The organism is Mesorhizobium kowhaii (assembly GCF_042431665.1).
Lineage (GTDB): Bacteria > Pseudomonadota > Alphaproteobacteria > Rhizobiales > Rhizobiaceae > Mesorhizobium > Mesorhizobium kowhaii.
This window is the reverse complement of record NZ_JBHLYT010000023.1, coordinates 62,073-87,615: the sequence shown is the minus strand read 5'-3', so window position 1 is coordinate 87,615 and position 25,543 is coordinate 62,073. Positions and strand designations below refer to the sequence as shown.

19 protein-coding genes are annotated in these 25,543 nt (G+C 64.4%); 11 read left to right on the top strand and 8 right to left on the bottom strand.

All coding sequences use genetic code 11. From position 1 onward, the window contains the following. Window positions 1–90 precede the first annotated feature (90 nt). Complete coding sequence (gene dnaK, locus ACFFNA_RS15830) at window positions 91–2,007, bottom strand: molecular chaperone DnaK (protein ID WP_111545315.1); 1,917 nt, start codon at window positions 2,005–2,007, stop codon at window positions 91–93. A gap of 213 nt (window positions 2,008–2,220) precedes the next feature. Here dnaK and ACFFNA_RS15825 point away from each other — a divergent pair, with 213 nt between their 5' ends. The 5 genes from ACFFNA_RS15825 to ACFFNA_RS15805 all read left to right on the top strand — a co-directional run bounded on the left by ACFFNA_RS15825 (window position 2,221) and on the right by ACFFNA_RS15805 (window position 12,041). Further along, entirely contained in the window at window positions 2,221–4,455 is a 2,235-nt protein-coding gene (locus tag ACFFNA_RS15825) for an NHL repeat-containing protein (RefSeq protein ID WP_378919641.1), read from the top strand. Window positions 4,456–4,465: 10 nt separating this feature from the next. Continuing rightward, window positions 4,466–8,332, top strand: coding sequence for a DUF7929 domain-containing protein (locus ACFFNA_RS15820; RefSeq protein WP_378919639.1), 3,867 nt, complete (start codon window positions 4,466–4,468; stop codon window positions 8,330–8,332). Between the two features lie 212 nt (window positions 8,333–8,544). Beyond that, window positions 8,545–9,222, top strand: a complete 678-nt coding sequence (gene rpe / locus ACFFNA_RS15815; protein WP_378919637.1) for a ribulose-phosphate 3-epimerase — start codon at window positions 8,545–8,547, stop codon at window positions 9,220–9,222. Window positions 9,223–9,612: 390 nt separating this feature from the next. Further along, entirely contained in the window at window positions 9,613–10,359 is a 747-nt protein-coding gene (locus ACFFNA_RS15810) for a GntR family transcriptional regulator (protein ID WP_378919635.1), read from the top strand. A gap of 167 nt (window positions 10,360–10,526) precedes the next feature. Next, the gene (locus ACFFNA_RS15805) at window positions 10,527–12,041 is read left to right on the top strand and encodes a malonate--CoA ligase (protein WP_378919633.1); all 1,515 of its coding nucleotides are present in this window, start codon (window positions 10,527–10,529) and stop codon (window positions 12,039–12,041) included. A 24-nt stretch (window positions 12,042–12,065) separates the two neighbouring features. Here ACFFNA_RS15805 and ACFFNA_RS15800 read toward each other — a convergent pair whose 3' ends face one another. Genes ACFFNA_RS15800 through ACFFNA_RS15780 form a run of 5 tightly spaced genes read right to left on the bottom strand, consistent with a single transcriptional unit; the run spans window position 12,066 to window position 17,084 of the window. Continuing rightward, on the bottom strand, window positions 12,066–13,178 hold the full coding sequence (locus tag ACFFNA_RS15800) for an NAD(P)/FAD-dependent oxidoreductase (protein ID WP_378919631.1): 1,113 nt from the start codon (window positions 13,176–13,178) through the stop codon (window positions 12,066–12,068). A gap of 9 nt (window positions 13,179–13,187) precedes the next feature. Then, window positions 13,188–14,360 (bottom strand): N-acetylglucosamine-6-phosphate deacetylase, encoded by a 1,173-nt coding sequence (gene nagA, locus ACFFNA_RS15795; RefSeq protein WP_378919629.1) that lies wholly within the window; start codon window positions 14,358–14,360, stop codon window positions 13,188–13,190. Beyond that, window positions 14,357–15,391 (bottom strand): SIS domain-containing protein, encoded by a 1,035-nt coding sequence (locus ACFFNA_RS15790; RefSeq protein ID WP_167458538.1) that lies wholly within the window; start codon window positions 15,389–15,391, stop codon window positions 14,357–14,359. Before ACFFNA_RS15790 ends, nagA begins: the two co-directional genes overlap by 4 nt. Window positions 15,392–15,423: 32 nt before the next feature. Beyond that, window positions 15,424–16,206, bottom strand: coding sequence for a GntR family transcriptional regulator (locus ACFFNA_RS15785; protein ID WP_111545308.1), 783 nt, complete (start codon window positions 16,204–16,206; stop codon window positions 15,424–15,426). Continuing rightward, entirely contained in the window at window positions 16,203–17,084 is an 882-nt protein-coding gene (locus ACFFNA_RS15780; RefSeq protein WP_378919627.1) for a glucosamine kinase nucleotide-binding domain-containing protein, read from the bottom strand. The genes ACFFNA_RS15785 and ACFFNA_RS15780 overlap by 4 nt, the downstream gene beginning before the upstream one ends. Window positions 17,085–17,283: 199 nt before the next feature. On the opposite strand from ACFFNA_RS15780, the gene ACFFNA_RS15775 reads away from it, so the two are divergent. The 6 genes from ACFFNA_RS15775 to ACFFNA_RS15750 all read left to right on the top strand — a co-directional run bounded on the left by ACFFNA_RS15775 (window position 17,284) and on the right by ACFFNA_RS15750 (window position 23,608). Beyond that, complete coding sequence (locus ACFFNA_RS15775; protein WP_378919625.1) at window positions 17,284–18,243, top strand: N-acetylmuramic acid 6-phosphate etherase; 960 nt, start codon at window positions 17,284–17,286, stop codon at window positions 18,241–18,243. Window positions 18,244–18,245: 2 nt separating this feature from the next. Then, window positions 18,246–19,505, top strand: coding sequence for an ABC transporter substrate-binding protein (locus ACFFNA_RS15770; protein WP_378919623.1), 1,260 nt, complete (start codon window positions 18,246–18,248; stop codon window positions 19,503–19,505). 250 nt (window positions 19,506–19,755) lie between these two features. Continuing rightward, entirely contained in the window at window positions 19,756–20,685 is a 930-nt protein-coding gene (locus ACFFNA_RS15765; RefSeq protein ID WP_378919621.1) for a carbohydrate ABC transporter permease, read from the top strand. 11 nt (window positions 20,686–20,696) lie between these two features. Beyond that, complete coding sequence (locus ACFFNA_RS15760; protein ID WP_378919619.1) at window positions 20,697–21,536, top strand: carbohydrate ABC transporter permease; 840 nt, start codon at window positions 20,697–20,699, stop codon at window positions 21,534–21,536. After that, entirely contained in the window at window positions 21,533–22,594 is a 1,062-nt protein-coding gene (locus ACFFNA_RS15755; RefSeq protein WP_378919617.1) for a Gfo/Idh/MocA family protein, read from the top strand. The genes ACFFNA_RS15760 and ACFFNA_RS15755 overlap by 4 nt, the downstream gene beginning before the upstream one ends. 15 nt (window positions 22,595–22,609) lie before the next feature. Beyond that, window positions 22,610–23,608 (top strand): ABC transporter ATP-binding protein, encoded by a 999-nt coding sequence (locus ACFFNA_RS15750; protein WP_378919615.1) that lies wholly within the window; start codon window positions 22,610–22,612, stop codon window positions 23,606–23,608. A 208-nt stretch (window positions 23,609–23,816) separates the two neighbouring features. Here the strand turns inward: ACFFNA_RS15750 and ACFFNA_RS15745 are convergent, their stop codons facing one another. Together ACFFNA_RS15745 and ACFFNA_RS15740 are read right to left on the bottom strand one after the other, a co-directional pair. Then, the gene (locus ACFFNA_RS15745) at window positions 23,817–24,662 is read right to left on the bottom strand and encodes a fumarylacetoacetate hydrolase family protein (RefSeq protein ID WP_378919613.1); all 846 of its coding nucleotides are present in this window, start codon (window positions 24,660–24,662) and stop codon (window positions 23,817–23,819) included. A gap of 26 nt (window positions 24,663–24,688) precedes the next feature. Next, window positions 24,689–25,420 carry an SDR family oxidoreductase gene (locus ACFFNA_RS15740; RefSeq protein ID WP_111545299.1) on the bottom strand — a complete coding sequence of 244 codons (732 nt, stop codon included), beginning with the start codon at window positions 25,418–25,420 and terminating at the stop codon, window positions 24,689–24,691. Between the last annotated feature and the right edge of the window lie 123 nt (window positions 25,421–25,543).

Below are 25,543 nucleotides of genomic sequence, written 5' to 3'. Positions count from 1 at the left end.
TTTTGACGAGGTCGGCTGTTTTTCTGCAAGGGGTTGCAAAAAAGCCCGGCCTTGCGCCGGGCTTTCAGCATTATCTTGCCGTCAAACGGTTCAGGCCGACTTCTTCTTGTCGTCGTCCTCGTCGATTTCCTCGAAATCGGCGTCGACCACGTCGGAGTCCTTGGCGGCATCCGCCTTGGCGTCGGCTTCCGCCGCTTCCTTCTGCGAGGCCTCGTACATGGCCTGGCCAAGCTTCATCGAAGCCTCGGCGAGCGCCTGCGACTTGGCCTCGATGTCGGCCGCGTCGTCGCCTTCGGCCGCAGCCTTCAGCGCCGTGATCGCGTCTGATATCGCCGTGCGGTCGGCTTCCGAGACCTTGTCGCCATATTCCTTCAGCGACTTCTCGGACGAATGCACCAGCGCCTCGGCCTGGTTGCGGGCCTCGACCAGCGCACGCCGCTTCTTGTCGCTCTCGGCATTGGCCTCGGCGTCCTTGACCATCTTCTCGATGTCGGCGTCCGAAAGCCCACCCGATGCCTGGATGCGGATCTGGTGCTCCTTGCCGGTGCCCTTGTCCTTGGCCGAAACGTTGACGATGCCGTTGGCGTCGATGTCGAAGGTGACCTCGATCTGCGGCACGCCGCGCGGCGCCGGCGGGATGCCGACCAGGTCGAACTGGCCGAGCGCCTTGTTGTCGGCGGCCATTTCACGCTCGCCCTGGAAGACGCGGATGGTCACGGCCGACTGGCTGTCCTCGGCCGTCGAGAACACCTGGCTCTTCTTGGTCGGGATCGTCGTGTTGCGCTCGATCAGCCGCGTGAACACGCCACCCAGCGTCTCGATGCCGAGCGACAGCGGCGTCACGTCGAGCAACAGCACGTCCTTGACGTCGCCCTGCAGCACGCCGGCCTGGATGGCGGCGCCCAGAGCGACGACCTCATCCGGGTTGACGCCCTTGTGCGGCTCCTTGCCGAAGAACTGCTTCACGATCTCCTGGATCTTGGGCATGCGGGTCATGCCGCCGACCAGGACGACTTCGTCGATTTCGCCAGCCTTCAGGCCGGCATCCTTGAGCGCCGCCTTGCACGGGTCGATGGTGCGCTGGACGAGGTCGTCGACCAGCTGCTCGAACTTGGCCCGCGTCAGCTTCAGCGTCAGGTGCTTCGGCCCGGTCGCATCGGCGGTGATGAAGGGCAGGTTGATCTCGGTCTGCGTCGTCGACGACAGCTCGATCTTGGCCTTTTCAGCCGCCTCCTTGAGGCGCTGCAGGGCCAGCTTGTCGTTCTTCAGGTCGATGCCCTGTTCCTTCTTGAACTCGGCCGCCAGGTACTCGACCAGGCGCATGTCGAAATCCTCGCCGCCGAGGAAGGTGTCGCCATTGGTCGACTTCACCTCGAACACGCCGTCGCCGATCTCGAGCACCGAAATGTCGAACGTGCCGCCGCCAAGGTCATAGACGGCAATGGTCTTGCCATCCTTCTTGTCGAGGCCGTAGGCGAGCGCGGCAGCGGTCGGCTCGTTGATGATGCGCAGCACTTCCAGGCCGGCGATCTTGCCGGCGTCCTTGGTTGCCTGGCGCTGGGCGTCGTTAAAATAGGCCGGAACGGTGATGACCGCCTTCTCGACCTTCTCGCCGAGATAGGCTTCTGCCGTTTCCTTCATCTTCTGCAGGATCATGGCCGAGATCTGGCTGGGCGACTGCTTCTTGCCGCCGGCCTCGACCCAGGCATCGCCATTGTCGCCCTTGACGATCTTGTAGGGGACAAGCTTCTTGTCCTTCTCCGTCACCGGATCGTCATAGCGGCGGCCGATCAGGCGCTTGACCGCGAAGATGGTGTTTTCAGGATTGGTGACCGCCTGGCGCTTGGCCGGCTGGCCGACGAGACGTTCGCCGTCGCCGCTGATGGCGACGATGGAAGGCGTCGTGCGCGCGCCTTCCGCATTCTCGATCACCTTCGGCTCCTTGCCATCCATGATGGCGATACAGGAGTTGGTGGTGCCGAGATCGATACCGATTACTTTTGCCATTTTTCTAGTCTCTCCGCTAAGCAGGCTCTCAGGACCCGTACAGGCGTTCCGACGAAAGCCCCTGTTCACAAGAAATTCCGTTCCGGCAACCGGCATACCGGCGCCGAACGGCTTGGCGCGTATATAAGAACAGGCAGCATCGCGCGCAAGCATTCTGCGCAAGGCTTCCATGAACCTTTCCACGTCCGCCTGCGACTGATGTCCAGGTGCCGCATGGTGCGGCCCGGAAAGGAAGCCCCCATGACCATTAACCCAGAGGCTCTGCGGTCTCCGGGAACAACAGGAGCTCGGCGCGACCACCGCCTTCGGGACGGGGTCGATGCGCTGGGCTTCCTGCTGATTCCGTTGACCCTGCGTAAGAGCAGGCGTATCGTCAAAATGAGGAAAGCAGACAATTCGATCAGGGAAGAACGTGCCGGACCACCGCGCCTTGCCCTGGTTTGCGCGGTAACGCCGGATGTTTCTCCCGTGGCTAACGGGGGTAGCTTCATGTCTCGCGTCCGCGGCACGTTCGTGTCTTCTCTCAACAGCGGCCTGCGCCGCGCCATGCATCCGAGCGGATTGCTGGCGCTGGCACTCACTGCCGGCCTGTGGCTGGGTAGCGCCGCGCAGGCGCAGGACACCCAGATCATCTATCCCGGCTCGATGGCGGTAACCGGATTTTCCGGTACCATCATTCCCCATTTCGACGAAGGCCTGCCGCCCGGCGTCGATCCGGTCGACGAAACCTTCATCGACACGACGCGCGCCACCTTGCGCGTGTTCGACGTCTCACATCTCGGCGGGCCGGCCGCCGGCCAGCTCGTCTTCACGCCGCCGCCCTTCGAGGTGACGGCCGAACAGATCGGCCAGGTGTTCGGCCTCACCTATGACGACGGCGTGCGCGACGGTGTCCCGTCGGGCGTTCCCAATCTCTATGCCGGCGCCACCTCGCTGCACGGCATCCGCATCGTCACCCCCGATGCCGACGACGATGGAAGGCCGGAGCGGCAGCGCCGCGGCACGGCCGGCGCTACCTTCATGGATGGCCAGTTCGGCACCGAAAACGGTGGCGGGCCGGGCACCATCTGGAAGATCGACGGCATCACCGGCCAGGTCTCCAAGTTTGCCGACATCGACACCAACAGCGGTCCCGGCATCGGCAATCTCACCTTCGATCCCATCCACCGCCAGTTCTTCGTCTCCGACCTCGACACCGGCCTGATCCATCGCATCGACGCCGAAGGCAGGCTGATCGACAGCTTCGACCATGGCGTTGCCGGGCGTCCGGCGCACGGGCTGGCTCCGGTCGCCGACGATGGTTCGGTGATGGACATACAGGGCGCGGCCTTCGATAGCGAAGACCCCGACAGCTGGGGCTACACGCAGGACGAGCGCCGCATCTGGGGCGTCTCCTATCATGGCGGCCGGCTCTATTATTCGGTCGGCGAAAAGTCGGAAATCTGGTCGGTGGGCATTGCCCGCGACGGCACCTTTGCCGGCGACCCGCGCTGGGAACTGACCGTCAAGGCCGACAAGGACTACGCCGTCACCGACATCGCCTTCGACAACAGCGGCTTCATGTATCTGGCGCAGCGCGGCCCGGTCGAAAACCGCTATGATTACAGTCAGTTCGCCGATTCCGGCAAGGGCGAGGTCATCCGCTACTGGCGCGAGAACCCGGACGATCCGGCGACGGAATCGGTCTGGGTCGAAGTGCCGCAGGAATATGCCGTCGGCTTCCCGCAAGGCAACCGGCAGTCGGCCGGCGGTCTCGACCTGCAATATGGCTATGATGCCGATGGCAATCTCGACACCTCGGTCTGCACGCAGACGCTGGTCAACACCGGCGACAAGCTGCGCAACAATCCGGCGCTCGCCGAGCAGCTCGCCGCTGGCGGGCCGCTCGCCGTGCACGGCGTGCAGATCACGCCCAAGGAGCTGGTCAAGCCAGCCAACGTGCCGCCCTTCGGCTCCTGGTTCGTCGACTTCGACGGCTATTTCGAAGACCCCGAAGTGGAAGGCCACGTCGGCGACGTCGCGGTCTGGCATCCCTGTGAAGGCCGCGCCGGCTATTATGAAGAAATCCCGGGCGGCTACCTGCCACCCTTCTATCCGCCGGACTTCCCACCGCCCGGCAATCTGCCTCCCTGTCTCGATGTCGAGGACGTCCAGTACTACTGCACGCCCTCCGGCCTCGAGGCCGATCTCTATCTCCATGACCATGCCGGCTTCGGCGGCGATTCGATCAAGGCCCAGTCCAGGACGCCAGGCGTCGGGGTGACTTCCCCCATGTCGCATGCGCCCGGCACGCCATACACGATCGGCATCACCGGCCACTATCCGGGCGACACAGTCGATGTCGGGCTCTGCTTCTACAGGAAGTCCGACAAGGACAAGGGTGGCTACTACCCTTGCTGCAAGATGACTTTGCCGCTCAGAACCCCAGCCGTCAGCTGCGAACGTTGAGGAGGGGAAGATGAAAAATCTCGCACTTTCCCCGCTCGCAACGAGCAACCAGTCAACCGTCAAGCAGTCAACCGTTTTGGAGACGATCATGAAACCCCTGTCACTCGCCAGGCGCGGCGCGCGCTGGCTGATGGCGGCCGGTATCGCGGTCGCCACCTTGACCCCGGTGCAAGGCTTCGCCGCTGAGGTCTACACCGTCATTACGGAGCCCAGACTCGACCTCGATAATCCGCGCATCATCAATCCGGAACCGGGCCGGGTCGTGCCTTTCTTCACCAAGAAGGGCACTCAGAGAGGCTGCGACTATGTCGTCTATTCCCTGAGCTTCGGCTTGCGCGGCGACCCGCAGGGTTTTGCCGACCCAGGCTTCGCGGCAAGACTGAAAAAAGCCCGGCTCGACTTCAAGGACCAGCTTCCGCATGGCCTTGAGATCGTCAACGTCAATGTGTCCGGCGACGGCACGGATGCGGCCGGTGGACCACTGCCGGGTGGTACAATCAGCACCTCGGCAAATCCGAACGACACGGCGACGGTTTCCGATTTCCGGATTTCCGCCTCCGATCTCGACGGCGTCGGCGCTCCCAACGAGCGCGTAATCACCTTCCAGATCACGGCCAAGATCGATCACGCGGCGTTTCCCTCGCCAACGATCGTCGACAACCAGGGCATGATCAAGGTGACCAATGGACCCGGCACCGGCATCATCATCCCGTCGCAGGATCCGAGCAGGCCCGACGACGGCGACTTCAAGACCGGGGAAAAGACCTCGATCAAGATCGACGTCACCAAGTGCAATCCGCCACCGCCACCTCCCGGCAAGGAATGCTTCAAGGTGGAACGCGGCACGGTTGATTGCGTGCCCGGTGGCGGCGCCTTCATCTACCACATGCCGGTCGGCCCGGAGATGGGCGGCAAGTGGGTGCAGGTTTCGACGACGACACCCGGCATCACCATCATCCCCGACACCCAATTGGTGCCGGCGGGCGGCGGCGTGCTCAACTGGAAGATCGTCGGCGCTTCACCCGGCGACGTCATCCACCTCATCGTCACCGGCATCGAAACCTATGCCGGCCCGGAGGAAGGCTGGGGCCTGTGCTGCACGCAGACCATCGACATCGTCATCCCGCGCGACCAGAGATGCCCGCCCAAGGACAAGGAACCGGACCTCAAGGTTGAAAAGCGCGCCGAAGTCCAGCGTTGCACGATGGGCGGCGGCTGCGACTTCACCATCAGGGTCACCAATGTCGGCACCGGTGCCTACCACGGCAAGATCGTGCTCAACGAGGTGACGCTGCCGGCCGGCTCGACGCTGGATTCAGGGCCCAATCCGCCCTGGGTCTGCGTGCCCGGCACCACCCCGATGACGTGCACCTATCCGGTGACCACGCTCAATCCGGGAGCCTTCGTCGACCTCAAGCTCGGCTTCAAGCCGGCTGGCGGCTGGCAAGGCAGCGTCCTGCGCAACTGCGCCGCCTATAATTACGCGGCCAGCGGCAAGCCGCTGTTCGGCAGCCAGTCGAACGATCGCGGCTGCGCCTCGATCCCGATCTGCCGGCGTGGCGATCGTGATCGCGACTGCCAGCCACCGGTCGACAAGAAGGTTGACCTGATCCTGAAGAAGCGTGCCCGCACCGAAGTCTGCACGGCCGACGGCATCTGCACCTTCGTGATCGACATCATCAACAACGGCACCTTCACCTACAATGGGCCGCTGACGGTGATCGACAGCTATCCCGGCGGCGCGCCGACCTCCTCGACCTTTGGCCCGACCCCGCCATGGACCTGCGGACCGACCGGCCCCGGCCAGTTCCGCTGCGACAATGCGGGCATCTCGCTCGCACCGGGCGCCTCGACGCCGATCTTCGTCAAGGCGGTCATGCCGGCCGGCTATCAGTCCGACACGGTGGAGAACTGCGCCGAGGTGAAGGCCATTCCTGGTGAAAACGACCTCACCAACAACAGGGCCTGCGCCAAGGAACGCATCCGTCACCCCAATGGCGGAAAGCCCGCCCTGCGCATCACCAAGGTGTGCAGCGGCTCGCTGGCCGGTGCTGCGGTCGTCTCTTGCCGCATCACCGTCATCAATGCCGGCACGGCTGCCCCCACCGGTCCGGTGCGGGTCAACGACGCCGCCACGCTGGTGGCGGGCGGCGCGCCCGTCCAGATCCAGACCGTCACTCCCGACGGCGCGGAATGGGCGTGCGGACCGGTTCCGGCCAATGCGCTGTCGTGCCAGATTCCCGGTGCCGTCATGACACCTGGAACCAGCCGCCACTTCGACGTGACGGTTTCGGCGAACGGCGAGTTCGAGAACTGCGCGCGGGGTTCGTATGGTCCGGCCCCGGGCGACGACGTCGTCTATCCGATCGGCCAGGCCTGCGCCAAGGGCGGCGGCTCTTCGACCATCCGCGTCGAAAAGACCGGCGACCGCGAATGCAAGCTCGGCCAACCCTGCACGTTCGAGATCACCATCACGAACGATGGGACGAGCCCCTTCTCCGGTCCGGTTCGCATCGGTGATGCGATCGGCGTGGAGGGCCTTGGCAGGCTGGACGGCGTTGCGATCACCTCGATCGATCCGCCCTTCGGCTGCTCGCCGGAGCCGGCGACCTTGCCGCTGTCCTGCATCGCCAACCTGACGCTCGGCGCCGGGGAAAGCCAGGCACACCAGGTCACCGTGGTCATTCCCGACGACGGCCGACTGGCCAATCTGCGGGGCAACGTCAACGGCCAGAACTGCATCGGCGTCCTGTCTCCCGACACAAGGGTGCAAGGCGGCGACGTGCTCCCCGGCGACCAGGCCAAAGTGCAGGGCGATCGCGGCAAGGCCTATGCCTGCCACCCCTTCATCATCACGCATGAGGTGAAGAACGAGTGCTCGCAAGGCTTCGTCCTGAACGACGCCGGCCGGTGCGTCTGCCCGGCAGGCACCACCTTCCGCAACGGCCAGTGCTCGCCCGGCGGTGGTGTCATCGTCGAGCCAAAGCCGAAGCCCTGCGTGCTGCTCGAAGGACAGATCCGCACCGAGGACGGGCGTTGCGTCTGCCCACGCGGAACCGGGCTTGAGAACGGAAAATGCGTCAAGACCGACAAGCCTGACCAATGCACCATCCGCGGTCAGGTCCACAACTCGGACGGCGATTGCGTCTGCCCGAGGGGTACGGAAGTCAGGGACAATGCCTGCCGTCCGATCCGGCCGAAGCCCGAGCAGTGCACGATCCGTGGCCAGGTCCACAATGCCGATGGCGATTGTGTCTGCCCGAAGGGTACTGAAGTCAGGGGCAATGCCTGTCGTCCGATCCGGCCAAAGCCTGAGCAGTGCGCCATCCGCGGTCAGGTCCACAACTCGGACGGCGATTGCGTCTGCCCGAGGGGTACGGAAGTCAGGGACAATGCCTGCCGACCGATCCGGCCGAAGCCCGAGCAGTGCACCATCCGTGGCCAGATCCACGACGCCAACGGCAATTGTGTCTGCCCGAGGGGTACCGAGGTGCAAGGCAATGCCTGCCGGCGCAAACAGCCGCCAGTGCAGCAGTGCGACATACGCGGCCAGGTCCACAACAAGCGCGGTGAGTGTGTCTGTCCGCGCGGGACCGAGGTGATCGACGGCGCATGCCGCAGATCCAGGCCGCAGGTGGAGGAGTGCGCACCGGGCTCGCAGATGATCAATGGCCAGTGCCAGCCGATCATCAAGCGGCGCTGCCCGCAAGGCACGATCGGGCGCTATCCAAACTGCAGGCCGATCCGGCAACCGTCGTTGGAACCGGGCCTGCTGAACCCGAACGTCCTGCAGCAGCTGCTTCCGCGGCGCAAGACGCAAAGCGACCAGCAACAGCAGGACGATCCGGCTGGAAACATCCAGAACGTCAAGCCGTAACCGTCTGCGCGACACAGGCCAGAACCCGCCGGAGCAATCCGGTGGGTTTTTGTTTGGATCGGGGTAACTGGGCTGGGCCAACAGGAGCGGGACGTTGCGGCGTCGCGCCAGCCTGTGCAGCCACCCGCCTGCGCACTCGACAAGTCCCCTGTGGCGCATTAGGCAGTCGATAGAGTGGCCGGATGAAAAGGGCGCTCGGAAAGGCCGCACCCATGAGCAAAAAGACCTTGATCGCACCATCGGTGCTGGCGTCGGATTTTTCCAGGCTCGGCGACGAAGTCGAAGCGGTGGTGGCGGCCGGCGCCGACTGGATCCACCTTGATGTGATGGACGGGCATTTCGTCCCCAACATCACCTTTGGCCCGCCGGTGATCAAGGCGATCCGCAACCGCACCAAGGCCTTCTTCGACTGCCATCTGATGATCGCGCCGGCCGACCCCTATCTGGCCGCCTTCGCCGAGGCCGGTTGCGACGGCTTGACGGTGCATGCCGAGGCCGGGCCGCATCTCGACCGCTCGCTGCAGACCATCAGGAACCTTGGCAAGAAGGTCGGCGTGTCGCTCAATCCGGCAACGCCGGAAAGTGCGGTCGAATATGTGCTCGACCGGCTCGATCTGATCCTGATCATGACCGTCAATCCCGGCTTCGGCGGCCAGGCCTTCATTCCGGCGATCGTCGACAAGGTGAAGCGGGTCAAGGCGCTGATCGGCAGCCGGCCGATCCGCATCGAGATCGATGGCGGTGTGTCAGCCGAAACCGCGCCGCTGGTCACTGCCGCCGGCGCCGACGTGCTGGTGGCGGGCGCCGCGATCTTCAAGGGCGGCAGCGTCGACGCCTACCGGCAAAACATTCAGGCGATCAGGACGGCTGCAGACAACGCAGCCGGCTAACCCACGGCGTTCATCCCATCCTTAAGCCCTCAGACTGGCCAAGCGGCTCTCGTGCCGAGCACGGTCCGTCCGGATCTGATTCGCGAAGCATCGAGCCCCGATGAGGGTCTGCGTAGATCCTCCTTTGCGCGCGATAGAAAAGACAATCGCGCGTGCACACAAGAACAGATGATTCTGCGTGCATACAAAACATGTTAAGTTTCCGAAGGTTGCAGAAATACGCGAATTTGCATCGCTGAACGGCAAAATGCCGTATATTCCTTTGTGCTTAAGTACAATAGCGCGATCTTCTGCTTGAGCCTCTGAGGCCAGACGCGATATGGTACGTGTACGAAGGGGGATGCTTCGGACTCGAATTGCCCAAACATAATTTGGGGACAAGGAGTCGCTTTGACATACGGAGCTGCCAATCTGAACGACGACGGCGCAGGGCACAAGAGCACGCTTGCCAGCACGGTCTATCACCAATTGCGGGATGATCTTCTGGGTGGAGTTCTTGAAGCCGAGAGCAAGCTGCGGGTCGAATGGGTGGTTTCCAAATATGGGGCTGGCGCTTCCCCTGTCCGCGAGGCTCTCAACCGCCTCGCCTCGGAGGGGCTTCTCGGCCGGCACGACCAGCGCGGCTTCTTCATCATGCCGGTCAGCGCGGAGGAGCTCGAGGAGCTGACGCGTACTCGCTGCTGGCTTGAGGAGCGGGCGCTTCGCGAATCCATCGCGCACCGCACCGCCGAATGGGAAGAACAGCTCGTACTGGCGCTGCATCGCCTGGGGCGTGCGTCACGTCTTTCGCCGCAGGATCTCTCTTCGCTCAATCCGGATTGGGAGAGGTTGCATCGCATCTTCCATCGGGTCCTGATTTCGGCCTGCCGGTCGCAATGGCTGGTGGGGTTCTGCGAACAGCTTTCCGATCACGCCTATCGCTACCGGCAAATGGCAAGTGACGGCGAAAGCGTCAAGCGCGACGATTTCGGCGAGCATCGGCTGATCGCCGAATGTGCGCTGGACGGCAATGCCGACGGTGCCGTTGAAGCACTGATCAATCACTACCAGTTGACCGCTGCCATGTGCATGGAACGCTTCCAGCGAGGCGAAGGTCCAAAGGCGGCCGCCGGCAAGGCGGAACGCGCCCGGCGGTAGCGTCGTTTCCCGGCAGTCTTTTGCGGCCATTGCTCGCAACCCGTTGGCGCGACGGGTGAACCGCGGTCTTGACGGCGCGGCCAAGAACCGCGAACGCTCTCCGCCAATGCATGCCACTCGAAAAGCATGCCCAGCGCCGCCGTTTCCGCCACCCCCAGGAAGACTTTATGAGCAACCATCTGTTCGACGCGTTCCGTTCCCGGATGCCGGCGCCCGGGCGCCTGCTGATGGAAACCGATGACGGCCGCTCGCTCACCTATGGCGATATGCTGGCGCGATCGGCGCAGCTCGCGCATGCGCTCTTGCAACTGGATGTCGAGCCCGGTGACCGGGTCGCCGTTCAGGTCGAGAAGAGTCCCGAAGCCGTCCTGCTCTATCTCGCCTGCCTGCGTGCCGGTGCCGTCTTCCTGCCGCTCAACACCGCCTACACACTGGCCGAGCTGGAGTACTTCTTCAGCGATGCGGCACCACGCCTGGTCGTCTGCGATCCGGCCAGAGCGGCCGACATCGGCGCACTGGCGGAAAAATCGGGCGCTATCACCGTCACGCTCGGTCGCAATGGCGAGGGATCCCTGACGGATCAGGCCTCGCGGCTGCCGGCGGACTTCCATGATGTGGCGCGCGGCGGGGACGATCTCGCGGCGATCCTCTACACCTCGGGAACGACCGGCCGCTCGAAAGGTGCCATGCTCAGCCACGAGAACCTCGCTTCGAACGCGCGGGTGCTGGTCGACCACTGGCATTTCACGGCCGACGACGTGCTGATCCACGCGCTGCCGATCTTCCACACCCATGGCCTGTTCGTCGCCACCAACGTCATCCTGATGGCCGGCGCCTCGATGCTGTTCGAGCAGAAATTCGATCCGGCCCGCATCGTCTCGCTGCTGCCGCGCGCCACCGCTCTGATGGGCGTGCCGACCTTCTACGTGCGCCTGCTGCAGCAGGATGGGCTGGATCGTCAGGCGGCAAAAAATATCCGCGTGTTCATCTCCGGTTCGGCGCCGCTGCTGGCCGAGACGCACAAGGCCTGGCGCGCGCGCACCGGCCACGCGATCCTCGAACGCTACGGCATGACCGAGACCAACATGAACACCTCGAACCCCTATGACGGCGAACGGCGCGCCGGTACGGTCGGCTTCCCCTTACCGGGCGTAGCGCTTCGCATCGCCGATCCCGACAATGGCAGGCCGCTTGCCCAGGGCGAGGTCGGCATGATCGAGGTCAAGGGTCCGAACGTCTTCGGCGGCTATTGGCGCATGCCGGAGAAGACCAAAGCGGAATTCCGCGCCGACGGCTTCTTCATTACCGGCGATCTCGGCATCGTCGACGCCGACGGCTACGTCCACATTGTCGGCCGCGGCAAGGACCTGATCATTTCCGGCGGCTACAACATCTATCCGAAGGAGCTCGAAAGCGAGATCGACGCGCTTGACGGGGTCAGCGAAAGCGCCGTCATCGGCGTTGCCCATCCGGATTTCGGCGAAGGCGTCACCGCTGTCGTCGTGCGGTCGCCGGCATCGAACATCACCGGAGCCGAAATTCTCGGCGCCATCGCTGAACGCGTCGCAAAATACAAACACCCGAAACGGGTGATCTTCGTCGACGAACTGCCGCGCAACACCATGGGCAAGGTGCAGAAGAATCTTTTGCGCGATGCCTACAAGGGTCTCTACACATCCTAGGGCTGGAAGTGCGCAGGCGTTTCGTCAGCCCGGGTACAACAGCTCCACGACATGCTCGGCGATCGCCAGGCTTGACGTCAGGCCGGGACTTTCGATGCCGAACAAATTGACGATCGGGCCGGCGCCATGGTCGGCCGGTCCCTGGATCATGAAGTCGGCCGCCGGCTGGCCCGGGCCGGACAGTTTCGGCCGGACGCCGGCATAGGCCGGCTGCAGGGCGCCGTCGGCAAGATCGGGCCAATAGCGCCTGATCTCGTCGTAGAAGGCCTCACCACGGGTGGGATCGACCGTATAATCCACGCTGTCGATCCATTCGACATCCGGGCCAAAACGCGCGCTGCCGGCAAGATCGAGGGTCAGATGAACGCCGAGGCCGCCATGAACCGGCACGGGATAGATCAATCGCGAGAAGGGCGACCGTCCGGAGAGGGAAAAATAGTTGCCGCGCGCCAGCCATCGCGGCGGGACACGGTCTTGCGGAAAGCCTTCGATGCGGCTGGCGAGCGCCTGCGCATCGAGGCCCGCGGCGTTGACCAAGGCGCCGGCCCGCAGGGCGAAGCTCTCGCCATCGGCATCGCGCGTGTCGATCCGGATCCCATCGGCTTCGATCGCCGCTCCGGCAACGGATGTGAGGAAGGCGAAGGATGCACCGGCGGCCTCGGCGTCGCCGCGCAGCGACAGCATCAGTGCCTGGCTGTCGATGATGCCGGTCGATGGCGACAACAACGCGCCGGCGCATTGCAGCGCGGGTTCGAGGCTTTCGGCTTGTGCCCGTGTCAAAACTTCGAGATCGCCGACCCCGCAACTTTGCGCGTTGGCCCGGATCGCGCCCAGCCTTTCCAACTGGTCGGGTTCGACGGCGACGATCAGCTTGCCGGTGCGGGCATGGGCAACATTGTGCTCGCGGCAATAGGCGTAGAGCCGCGCGCGGCCTTCGACGCAGAGCCGGGCTTTCAGGCTTCCTGGCGCATAATAGAGTCCGGCATGGATGACTTCGGAATTGCGTGAACTGGTGACGGTGCCGATCGCGCCGGCCTGTTCGACCACCAGCACCTCGCGGCCCGACAAGGCAAGCGCCCTGGCGATGGCGAGCCCGACGACACCTGCTCCCGCAATGACGCAATCGACGTCATGCATGGCCTGACATCACCTCGCGCTATCAGCTGAAAAAACTCTTTCGCCGCTGATCCAGACGTTTCTGATGTCGAGATCGTCAGACAGCGCAATGATATCGGCCGCCGTGCCGTTGGCGAAGCGCCCGAGCCGGTGCGACTGGCCGATCGCTTGCGCCGGATAGAGCGAGGCCATGCGCAAGGCCTCGGAAAGCTCCACCCCGACGACGCGGTGGATGAAGCGCACGGCCGAGATCATGTCGAGATCCGCACCCGCCAGCGTGCCGTCGGCGAGCCGCAGGCTGCCATCCCTGCGATAGATGGTGCGGCCGTTGAGCGTGAACGAGGTCATGTCGGTACCGATCGTCGCCATGGCGTCGCTGACCAGCACGATCCGGGCCGGTCCCTGCTTGGCCCGCAGCGCGATCTTGATGGTGGCGGGATCGACATGGATGCCGTCGGCGATGATGCCGGCGGACAAGGAGCCGATATCGATGGCCGCACCCGCCAGCCCGGGCTCGCGGTTGCCGATCTGGCTCATCGCGTTGAACAGATGGGTGACCATCGAGGCGCCGGCCGCGGCAAAGGCGCTGGCCGTGGCGTAGCCGGTGTCGGAATGGCCGAGGCTGACGATGATGCCGGCCTTGGTCAGCGCCGAGACACGCGCCGGTTCGACGGATTCCGGTGCAATGGTGGTGAGCAGCACCGGCAGTTTCTGCCGCGCCGCGATCAGCATCGCCTGGTCGGCGTCAAGCATCGGCCGGATCAGCGCCGGATCATGCGCGCCCTTGCGGGCGATCGACAGATGCGGGCCTTCGAGATGCAGACCGAGGAAACCCGGCAGCTTCTGCAGCGTCGCTGCTTCGCCGGCGGCGACAGCGGCGGCGGTGATGGCGGGCGTATCGGTGATCAATGTCGCCAGCAGCGCCGTGGTGCCGAAGGGCGCATGCGCCCGGCAGATGGTTTCAAGCGAGGCGACATCGGGGTGGTCGTTGAGCATGACGCCGCCGCCGCCATTGACCTGGACGTCGACAAAGCCCGGCGCCAGCATGCCGCCGCCGGTGTCTACCGTGCGAATATCAGAGGGGATGGCACCGGCGGGCAAAATGGCCTCGACGAGGCCATCGCGCACCACAAGCGCGTGGCCGTCATGCCAGTCGTCGCCGTCGAAAATGCGGGCGCCAGTCAGGGCAAAGCGGTCGCTCATACGGTCTCCGTCACCTTGCGAAGATTGCGCGGCGTGTCCGGATCGAGGCCGCGATGGCGGGCAAAGGCCTCGACGAACATGTAGAAGGAGACGATCAGCGTCAGCGGATCGGTCAGCGGATGGCCGGTGGCGACATGCGGCAGGCGCACGGCGCGCTGGGCAAGTGCGGAGGTAACGAAGACCGGTGCGCCCTTGGCCGCCAGGCTGTCGGCGGCCTCGGCGACGGATGGCTCCGATGCGTCACGCGCGGCCAGCGCCAGCACCGGAAAGTCCGGGCCGATCAGCGCCAGCGGGCCATGCATGACTTCGGCCGCGCTGTAGGCCTCGGCATGCATGCCGCAGGTTTCCTTGAACTTCAGCGCCGCCTCGTTGGCCATCGCCGCCGACGGGCCGCGGCCGAGGATGAACAGCGATTTCTGCTTCTCGATCGTTTCGGACAGCACCGTCATCCAGTCGCAGGCGATCGCCTTGCGGAAATGCTCGGGCAATTCGAAAAGTGCAGCCAGCAGCGCTTCGTCGCCAGTGGCATGCGCCATCAGGGCGAGGCCGGCGACGGCGGAATTGATGAAGGTCTTGGTCGCCGCCACGCTGCGCTCCGGCCCGGCCAGGATATCGATCGCATAGTCCGAGGCGCGCGCCAGCGGCGAATCGGCGGTGTTGGTGATGGCGATGGTCAGCGCGCCACCGGACCGCGCGGTTTCGGCCATGGCGACGATGTCGGGGCTCTTGCCCGACTGCGAGATCGCCAGGCAGGCCGAGCCGCCGAGCCTGAGCTCGGCTCCATAGATCGAGGCGATCGAGGGACCGACCGAAGCGACGGCCAGGCCGGCGGTCAGCTCGACGGCATATTTCATGAAGGTGGCGGCATGGTCGGACGAACCGCGCGCCACGGTGACGACGAACTGCGGGTCGCGTTCGCGGATGCCGCGCCCGGCTTCGGTCAGGACGGCGCCGGAGCCGTCAAGCAGGCGGGCGACGGCCAGCGGGATCTCCTCGATCTCGCGCCGCATATGGGTCATCTCAGTCGACATGGTCGGCTCAGTCGACATGGTCGGCTCTGTACTCATGGTCGGCCCTCTTCGCTCGGCCCTGTCAGCCGCAGTTCGGCGACGAAATCATAGGCGTCGCCCCTGTAGATGGAACGGGTGAATTCGATCACCTTGCCGCTCGCCAGATAGGAAATGCGTTCGATGTGCAGGCCGGCGATGCCTGGCGGCACTTCGAGCAGGCGCGCGTCGCCGTCGCCGAGATTGGCGGCGGAGATGCGCTGCACCGCCCGCACCGGCCGGTTGCCGGTCAATTCCAGCGCCGCATAGAGCGAGGAGCCTATTCCCGCCGGGTCGGGCAGCACGCTGGCCGACAGCGAGGCGCGTTCGATCGCCAGCGGCGTGTCGTTAGCGATGCGCAGGCGCGCCACCCGCGCCACAAGTTCGTTCGACGACAGGCCGAGCACCATCATCTCGTCGGGTGAGGGCGCGTAAAGGCCGCGGTCGAGCCAGGCCGAACGCACCGCCATGCCGCGCCGCGCCATGTCCTCGGTAAAGGAGGTCAGCCTCGACAGCGATTGCTCGACGCGCTCCATGCGCGGCGCCACGAACGTGCCGGAGCCGTGGCGTTGCACCAGGATGCCGCCCTTGACCAGGTCCTGCACCGCCTTGCGTACAGTGACGCGCGAAATATCCGCCTTGCTGGCGATGTCGCGCTCGGAAGGTAGCGCGTCGCCGGGGCCGATCAGGCCGCGATTGACGGCGTCCTCGATGCTCTTGCGCAGTTGCAGATAAAGCGGCGCGCCGCTTTGCGACGACTGTTTCAGCGTGGCGAAGATCTGGTCGGCGGCATCGTTCATCGAGCCGCCTCCGCTGTCTCAGCAAAAAGGCGGGTCGCCATCTGCACGGCGCCGCCCAGCGCATCATCGAGCGGTGGCTTCAGCAGTGCCCGGTAGCGCGCCGACAGGCGTGGCGCGTAAAGCGGCGCCAGCCCGCCGAGCAGGCACAGCGGCGCGTCGTCCGCAAGATCGAGCGCGCCAAGCGCAGCTTCGACATCGGCGACCACCCTGTTCAAAATCCAGTTGGCGACGCTGTCGCCCTTTTCGGCATGCTCGAACACCTTGGGCGCGAAGCCGCCGAAATCGCCGGGCTTGGCATTGGTGGTGAATTCGACCACGTCCTCGGGATTGTTGCGGAAAACCGCCAGCATGCTCTGCGTCAGGGGCGAACCCTCGCGGACGCCGTCATAGGCAAGCAGCGTCTGTTCGAGCAGGTCGCGGCCGATGCGGGCGCCGCTGCCCTGGTCGCCGACTTGAAACCCCCAGCCACCGATGGCGCGCGATTTGCCGTTCTTGCGTGCCATATAGGCGGTGCCGGTGCCGAGGATCGCCATGGCGCCGTCGCCGGCGCCGACAGCCCCTTCAAGCGCGATCTCGGCGTCGGTCTCGACGCGGCTGATGCTGAACGGCAGGATGGCCTCGAGCTGCTGCCGGTAGGTGCCGACATTGGCGCCGGCGAGGCCGAGGATGGCCGGTGTCTGCGGGATCAGTTCCGGATCCTGTCCGGCGGCAAGGAACGCCTGCCTCGCGGCCTCGACGATGTTCGACCGGGCGCCGGTCAGGTCGGTGCGGATGTTGGCGGCGCCGCTCTTGGCGCGGCCAACAACAGTGCCATCCGCAGTTGCCAGGGCGGCCCTGCAGCTGGTGCCGCCGCCATCGATACCGAGCACGAAATTCACGCGATTTCTCCTCCGGGCGGATAATACCAATAAAATACCAATAGCCAAGGATTAATTTCCGTTTCAAAAAGATTAAGCCGTATTTTATTGAAAAGCCTATGCATTTCGCCGGCTCAGCGATTTCCGGTCAGCGAATTCGTTAATGCGTGTGGACAAGTGGTATTTTTTTGGTATTGTTTTCCGAATTGGAGGAACCGGGATGGCCGAAACGCGCACCGAAGCGCTTCACCAGAATGCCGAGGGGCTGGATATCCAGACCCCGGACGCCATCCTTTCTTCTTTGGCCGATGCGCAGATCGAGGCCGCAAAGGTCGTGCGCAATGCCATTCCCGCAATCGCCAGGGCGGCCGAGATCATCGCGGCCAGGCTGAGGGGCGGCGGCAAGCTTGCCTATGCCGCGGCCGGCAGTTCCGGCCTGATGGCGCTGGCCGATGCGCTTGAATTGCCCGGCACCTTCGGCATTCACCGCGACCGCATCGCCATCCTGATCGCCGGCGGCGACGAAGCCTTCCGGACACTGGCCGGCGGGCCGGAAGACGATACCGAGGAGGCCGCAACAGCCGTCATCAATGCCGGCATCGGCGAGGGCGACTGCCTGATCGCCATATCCGCCAGCGGCACGACGCCCTATGCGGTGCGGGCCATCGAGGAAGCCGCCCGTCGCGGGGCTGCCACCATCGGCATCGCCAACAACAGGGACTCGGCTCTGCTGCGGCAGGCGCAAACCGCCATCCTGCTCGAAACGCCGCCGGAACTGATCGCCGGTTCGACGCGCATGGGCGCGGGCACTGCCCAGAAGATCGCGCTCAACATGCTGTCGACGCTGACCGCCGTCCATCTCGGCCATGTGCATGACGGCTACATGGTCAACCTGATGGCCGACAACATCAAGCTGCGCGACCGCGCGGCGCGCATCGTCGCCGCCGTCAGCGGGCGCGGCAGGGACGAAGCGGCCCGCCTGCTCGAAAAGAGCGGCGGCGCGGTCAAGACCGCCATTCTGCTCGCCGCCGGCGCCGACAGCGCAGATGCGGCGGAGAAACTGCTGGAAGGAACCGGCCAGAAGCTGAGGCCGGCGCTTTCCGCGATCGAGGGGAGCAAGGGGCGCACTGCCCCTGTTCTCATCAAAACCGAACCTGAAAAAGGTCAACAGGGAGACTGAGCATGACAACGAAACTACTGACGGCACTGCTTCTGGGCACCAGCATTCTCGGCTCAGCCGGGGTTGCTTATGCCGGCGACGTAACGCTCAACATCGAAAGCTGGCGCGGCGACGACCTTGCCATCTGGAAGGACAAGCTGATCCCGGCTTTCGAAGCCAAGAACCCCGGCATCAAGGTGGTGTTCGCTCCATCGGCGCCGACCGAGTATGACGCCGCCCTTGGCGCCAAGCTTGCCGCCGGCTCGGCGGGCGACCTGATCACCTGCCGCCCGTTCGACAAGTCGCTTGAACTGTTCAAGAAGGGCAACCTCACCGACCTCTCGGCGCTGCCCGGCATGGAGAATTTCTCGCCAGTGGCCAAGTCCGCCTGGCAGACCGACGACGGCAAGGCGAGCTTCTGCGTGCCGATGGCCTCGGTCATCCATGGCTTCATCTACAACAAGGACGCCTTCGACAAGCTCGGCATCAAGGTGCCGCAGACCCGCGACGAGTTCTTCGCCGCGCTCGACAAGATCAAGGCCGACGGCACCTACATCCCGATGGCGATGGGCACCAAGGATCTCTGGGAAGCCGCGACCATGGGCTACCAGAACATCGGCCCGAACTACTGGAAGGGCGAGGACGGCCGCGCCGCCCTGATCAAGGGCGACCAGAAGCTGACCGACAAGGACTGGGTCGCGCCGTATGAGGAACTGGCCAAGTGGAAGCCGTATCTCGGCGACGGCTTCGAAGCGCAGACCTATCCGGACAGCCAGAACCTGTTCACGCTTGGCCGCGCCGCCATCTACCCGGCCGGCTCGTGGGAAATCGGCCTGTTCAACACCCAGGCCCAGTTCAAGATGGGCGCCTTCCCGCCGCCGGTCGAGAAGGCCGGCGACACCTGCTACATCTCCGACCATACCGATATCGGCATGGGCCTGAATGCGGCATCGAAGAACGCCGATGCGGCCAAGACCTTCCTGTCCTGGGTCGCCTCGCCGGATTTCGCCACCATCTACGCCAACGCGCTGCCGGGCTTCTTCAGCCTGAACTCCGCGCCGGTGAAGATGGAAGACCCGCTGGCGCAGGAATTCGTCTCCTGGCGCGGCAAGTGCAAGTCGACGATCCGCTCGACCTACCAGATCCTGTCGCGCGGCACGCCGAACCTCGAAAACGAGACGTGGGTTGAATCGGCCAACGTCATCAACGGCACCGACACCCCGGAAGCTGCCGCCAAGAAGCTGCAAACCGGCCTCGACAGCTGGTACAAGCCGGCGAAGTAAGAGCTCAGGCAACGAGGCCGGCCGGGCGTATGCCTGGCCGGTCTCGGACTATCCTGGTTTTTCAGATTGCGCCCGTTCAGATAGCGATTGTCGGCACTGCCTCTCGGCCTTACCCTTCCTTTGTGGGGGAAGGCTAGCTGATCAGTCGCAGGCCTTTGTCCTTCCCGCATCGGAAGGACATCAGGGCCGTGCATCGAGGCATCATCTAGATCACACCCTTTGGATCCGAGAGACGGCGGGGACCGAACTCATGGCCGCAGAAATACGACCGAAACGACCGTTCCGCTGGCACATTGGCGTCTTCCTGGCGCCGGCGCTGCTTGTCTACACGGCGATCATGATCCTGCCGCTGGCCGGCACGCTGCAGCTGTCGCTGTTCCGCAACATCGAGCAGCACCAGGTCTTCGTCGGGCTGGAGAACTTCCGCACGCTGTTCGGCGACCCCAACTGGTCGGTGAATTTCTGGAACGCGCTGAGGAACAACACCTGGTTCTTCATCATCCACATGCTGGTGCAGAACCCGATCGGCGTGATGCTGGCGGCCCTACTGTCCAGCCCAAGACTGAGGTTCTCGGCCTTCTACCGTACGGCAATCTTCGTGCCGACCATCCTGTCCTTCGTCATCGTCGGCTTTGCCTGGAAGCTGATCCTGTCGCCGCTGTGGGGCGTGGCGCCGCATCTGCTCGATCTCGTCGGCCTGAAAAGCCTGTTCACGCCGTGGCTCGGCAAGGAAGAATACGCGCTGACGGCGCTCAGCCTGATCTCGGTGTGGCAGTTCGTCGGCATCCCGATGATGCTGATCTATGCCGCGCTGCTGTCGATCCCCGAAGAGGTGATCGAGGCCGCCGAATGCGACGGCATCACCGGCATGTCGCAGTTCTGGAAGATCAAGCTGCCGCTGATCCTGCCGTCGATCGGCATCATCTCGATCCTCACCTTCGTCGGCAACTTCAACGCCTTCGACCTGATCTACACTGCGCAAGGCGCGCTCGCCGGGCCGAACTATTCGACCGACATTCTCGGCACGTTCCTCTATCGCGCCTTCTTCGGCTTCCAGCTGCAGGTCGGCGACCCCAACATGGGCGCTGCGATCGCCACGATGATGTTCCTGATCATCCTCGGCGGCGTCTGCGTCTATCTCTTCCTCGTGCAGACGCGCCTGCGTCGCTACCAGTTCTGAGGGGGCAAGAGATGAGCACCGCCACCCATTCCCTGCCCCGCACCATCGGCGCCCACGCGATCCTGTTGACCTATACGGCGATCGCGCTGTTTCCGGTGATCCTCGTCATCATGAATTCGTTCAAGTCCCGCGCGGGCATCTTCGGCGCGCCGCTGACGCCGCCGACGCCCGGGACATTCGACCTGATCGGCTACACCACCGTCATCGGCCAGGGCGACTTCATCCACTATTTCCAGAACAGCCTTGTCGTCACCGTTGCCTCGCTGTTCTTCGTGCTTCTGTTCGGCGCCATGGCGGCCTTTGCGCTGTCGGAGTATCGCTTCCGCGGCAACACGCTGATGGGGCTCTATCTGGCGCTCGGCATCATGATCCCGATCCGCCTCGGCACAGTCGCCATCCTGCAGCTGATGGTGGCGAGCGGGCTGGTCAACACGCTGACGGCGCTGATCCTGGTCTACACCGCGCAAGGCCTGCCGCTCGCCGTCTTCATCCTGTCGGAGTTCATGAAGCAGGTGTCCGACGACCTGAAGAACGCCGGCCGCATCGACGGCCTGTCCGAATACACCATCTTCTTCCGGCTGGTGCTGCCGCTGGTCAGGCCGTCGATGGCGACCGTCGCCGTCTTCACCATGATCCCGATCTGGAACGATCTGTGGTTCCCGCTGATCCTGGCGCCGTCGGAAGAGACCAAGACGGTGACGCTCGGCGCGCAATTGTTCCTCGGCCAGTTCGTCACCAACTGGAACGCCATCCTGGCCGCGCTGTCGCTGGCGATCATGCCGGTGCTGATCCTCTACGTTATCTTCTCGCGGCAGCTGATCCGCGGCATCACCTCGGGAGCCGTCAAGTGAGTTCGCAGACACCTCTTCGCGTTGTCGTTGCCGGCCTTGGCAATATGGGCCGCAGCCATGCGCTGGCCTATCACACCAATCCGGGCTTCCAGATCGCCGCGCTGGTCAACCGCTCCGACGTGCCGCTGCCGGACGGGCTTTCCGGCTATGGCATCAGGCGCTCCTTCGACGAGGCGCTGCGCGACGAAAAGCCCGATGTCGCCTGCATCGCCACCTATTCCGACAGCCATGCCGACTATGCGGTGAAGGCGTTCGAGGCCGGTTGCCATGTCTTTGTCGAAAAGCCGCTGGCAACGACGGTGGCTGATGCCAGGCGCGTCGTCGCGGCGGCCAAGGCCAACGGCAAGAAGCTGGTGATCGGCTACATCCTGCGCCATCACCCGTCCTGGATCAGGCTGATCGCCGAAGCGCGCAAGCTCGGCGGCCCCTACGTGTTCCGCATGAACCTCAACCAGCAATCCTCGGGCCATACCTGGGGGACGCACAAGCAGTTGATGCAGACGACGTCGCCGATCGTCGACTGCGGCGTGCATTATCTCGACGTGATGCTGCAGATCACCGACGCGAAGCCGGTCGAGGTGCGCGGCATGGGCGTGCGACTGACCGAGGAGGTCGCGCCGTCGATGTACAATTACGGCCATCTGCAGGTGCTGTTCGATGACGGTTCGGTCGGCTGGTACGAAGCCGGCTGGGGGCCGATGATTTCGGAAACAGCCTTCTTCGTGAAGGACGTCATCTCGCCGAACGGCTGCGTGTCGATCGTCATGAAGGAGGGTGTCAAGTCCGATGACATCGACACCCACACCAAGACCTCGACCATCCGCCTGCACAGTGCGGCGACCGGTCCGGACGGCAAATTCGCCAAGCCTGACGAAATGCTGTCGATGGCAGGCGAGCCCGGTCATCAGGACCTCTGCGATCTCGAACAGGCCTTTGTGCTGAAGGCGATCCGCGAGGATCTGGATCTCACCAAACACATGGACGACGCGGTGAAGTCGCTCGCCGTCTGCCTTGCCGCCGACGAGAGCGTGCGCAGCGGCGCCGCCATCAAACTCTAGAACAGGGACGAAGCCGTGGGCTCGCTGAACATCGAGAACGTGAAGAAGGCCTTCGGGCCGGTCGAGGTGCTGAAGGGCATCAACCTCGAGGTGACAGACGGCGAATTCGTCGTCTTCGTCGGCCCCTCGGGCTGCGGCAAGTCGACCTTGCTCAGGGTCATCGCCGGGTTGGAGGATTCGACCTCGGGCCGGGTGGTCATCGACGGCGACGACGTTTCCGCCACGCCGCCGGCCAAGCGCGGCATTGCCATGGTGTTCCAGACCTATGCGCTCTACCCGCATTTGACGGTGAAGAACAATATGGGCCTCGGCCTCAAGCAGGCCGGCACGCCGGGGGCCGAGATCGACCGCCGTATTGGCATTGCCTCGTCGATGCTGTCGCTGGAGCCCTATCTCGAAAGGCGGCCGGCGGAACTCTCCGGCGGCCAGCGCCAGCGCGTCGCCATCGGCCGCGCCGTGGTGCGCGAGCCCAAGCTGTTCCTGTTCGATGAGCCATTGTCGAATCTTGATGCCGCGCTGCGTGTCAACACGCGGCTGGAAATCGCGCAGCTGCACCGCCGGCTGAAAGCGACGATGATCTACGTCACCCACGACCAGGTCGAGGCGATGACGCTGGCCGACAAGATCGTGGTGTTGAACGCCGGCCGGATCGAGCAGATCGGCGGGCCGATGGAGCTTTACAATTCGCCGGCAAATGAGTTCGTCGCCGGCTTTATAGGCTCGCCGAAGATGAATTTCGTCGACGGCGCCCGCCTTGGCGAAACGGCCAAGACCATCGGCGTGCGGCCGGAACATCTGACCGTCGATCCGAAATCCGGCGCCTGGAAGGGCACGGTCGTCCACGCTGAGCATCTCGGCGCCGACACCAACCTCTATCTCGACTGCGAGAAGGCCGGGCTGATCACCGTACGCATCTTCGGCGTCTACGACGCCGAGCCTGGCGCCACGCTCTATGCGACGCCGGACCCGGCGAAGACGTATCGATTTGGTGCGGATGGGAAGGTGCTGAAGTAGCTGGGCGCTGACGGCCCTTCTCCCCCTGTGGGGTGAGAAGCGGTTCGCGTAGCGGACAAAAGCCAATTGCTTGGCTTTTTGAGCTTCGAACGCCCTGAGCCTGCGAAGGGCCGGGTGGTGGCCGATCCACCCTGCCGGGTCCCCGCTGCTTCGCAGGGCGAACCGGCTGCTCACCCCACAAGGGGAGAAGGGGGGAGCAACTGGGCGCCTACACGTCAGCCTTGAACGTCTGCTTCTGCTGACCAAGGCCCTCGATACCGAGTTCGACGACATCGCCAGCCTTCAGGAACACCGGCGGCTTCATGCCCAGCCCGACGCCGGGCGGTGTGCCGGTCGAGATGATGTCGCCGGGATGCAGCGACATGAACTGGCTGAGATAGGACACCAGGTAGGCGACGCCATAGACCATGGTCTTGGTCGAGCCGTTCTGCATCGTCTTGCCGTTGACCGTCAGCCACATCTTGATGTTCTGCGGGTCGGCGACTTCGTCCTTGGTCACCAGCCACGGACCGATCGGGCCGAACGTGTCGCAGGACTTGCCCTTGGTCCACTGGCCCTGCCGCTCGGCCTGGAAGGCGCGCTCGGAGACATCGTGGGCAACGCAATAGCCGGCGACATAGTCGAGCGCGTCGGCTTCGCTGACATATTTGGCGGTCTTGCCGATGACCACGGCCAGTTCGACTTCCCAGTCGGTCTTGACCGAGCCGCGCGGGATGAGCACGTCGTCGTCCGGTCCGACAATGGCCGAACTTGCCTTCATGAAGATGATCGGCTCGGGCGGAACGGTGGCGCCGGTCTCGGCGGCGTGGTCGGAATAGTTGAGGCCGATGCAGATGAACTTGCCGGTGCCGGCGACGCAGGCGCCGATACGGGGCTTGCCGGAAACCGAGGGCAGCGACTTTGGATCGAGCTTGGCCAGCGCCGCCAGCGATGCCGGGTCGAGTGCCTTGCCGCCGATGTCGGCGACGTGGCCGGTGAGATCACGGATCGTTCCATCCGCATCGAGCAGGCCGGGGCGTTCGCTCCCTGCCTCGCCATAGCGCAGCAGCTTCATGTCATGCTCTCCTCAGTCAGAATGGTTCAGATCGACCAGCCGCCGTCGATATTATAGGCCTGTCCGGACGTATAGGTGGCGCCGGCCAGATAGACGGCGAGATCGGCGATTTCCTCCGGCGTGCCGAGCCGGCCCATTGGCTGGCGGGCGATGAAGGCGGCGCGGGCAGCTTCGTAGTCGCCTTGCGCGTGCATGCGGTCCTGCAGCGACGGGCTTTCGACCGTGCCGGGGCAAATGGCGTTGCAGCGTATGCCCTTGCCGACATAGTCGGCGGCAATCGCCTTGGTCAGGCCAATGACTGCGGCCTTGGTGACGCCATAGGCGAAGCGGTTCGGCACGCCCTTGCCGGCGCCAGCGACCGACGACATGTTGATGATCGATCCGTCGCCACGCTCCAGCATGCCGGGTAGCACAGCCCTTATGGTACGGATCATGGCGCGGACATTGAGGTTGAAAGCGAAATCGAGATCGGCGTCCTTCATCTCGAGGATCGAGCCGGAATGGACGAAGCCGGCGCAGTTGAACAGCACATCGACAGCACCGATCTCGGCAAAGGCGGCGTTGACGGCCTCATCATTGAGCACATCGAGCTTGCGGGTCTTGATGCCGGACGTCTTGGCGAGTTCCGCCAGCAGCGCTTCGTTGATGTCGGTGGCATGGACGACGGCACCCGCCTTGGCGAAGGCCAGCGCGCTCGCCTTGCCGATGCCTTGCGCCGCTGCCGTGACGACAACGACCTTGCCTGCCAGATCCGCCATGCTCTTCTCCTCGCCCGCTTGGGATCATCCGGGTCTATCGGCAGTCGGCCTGGGCGTCATGGGCCAGTCGGACGCCATCATGCGGCCTGCGCGCTTGTCAGCCCACAGATAAAGATGTTTTTT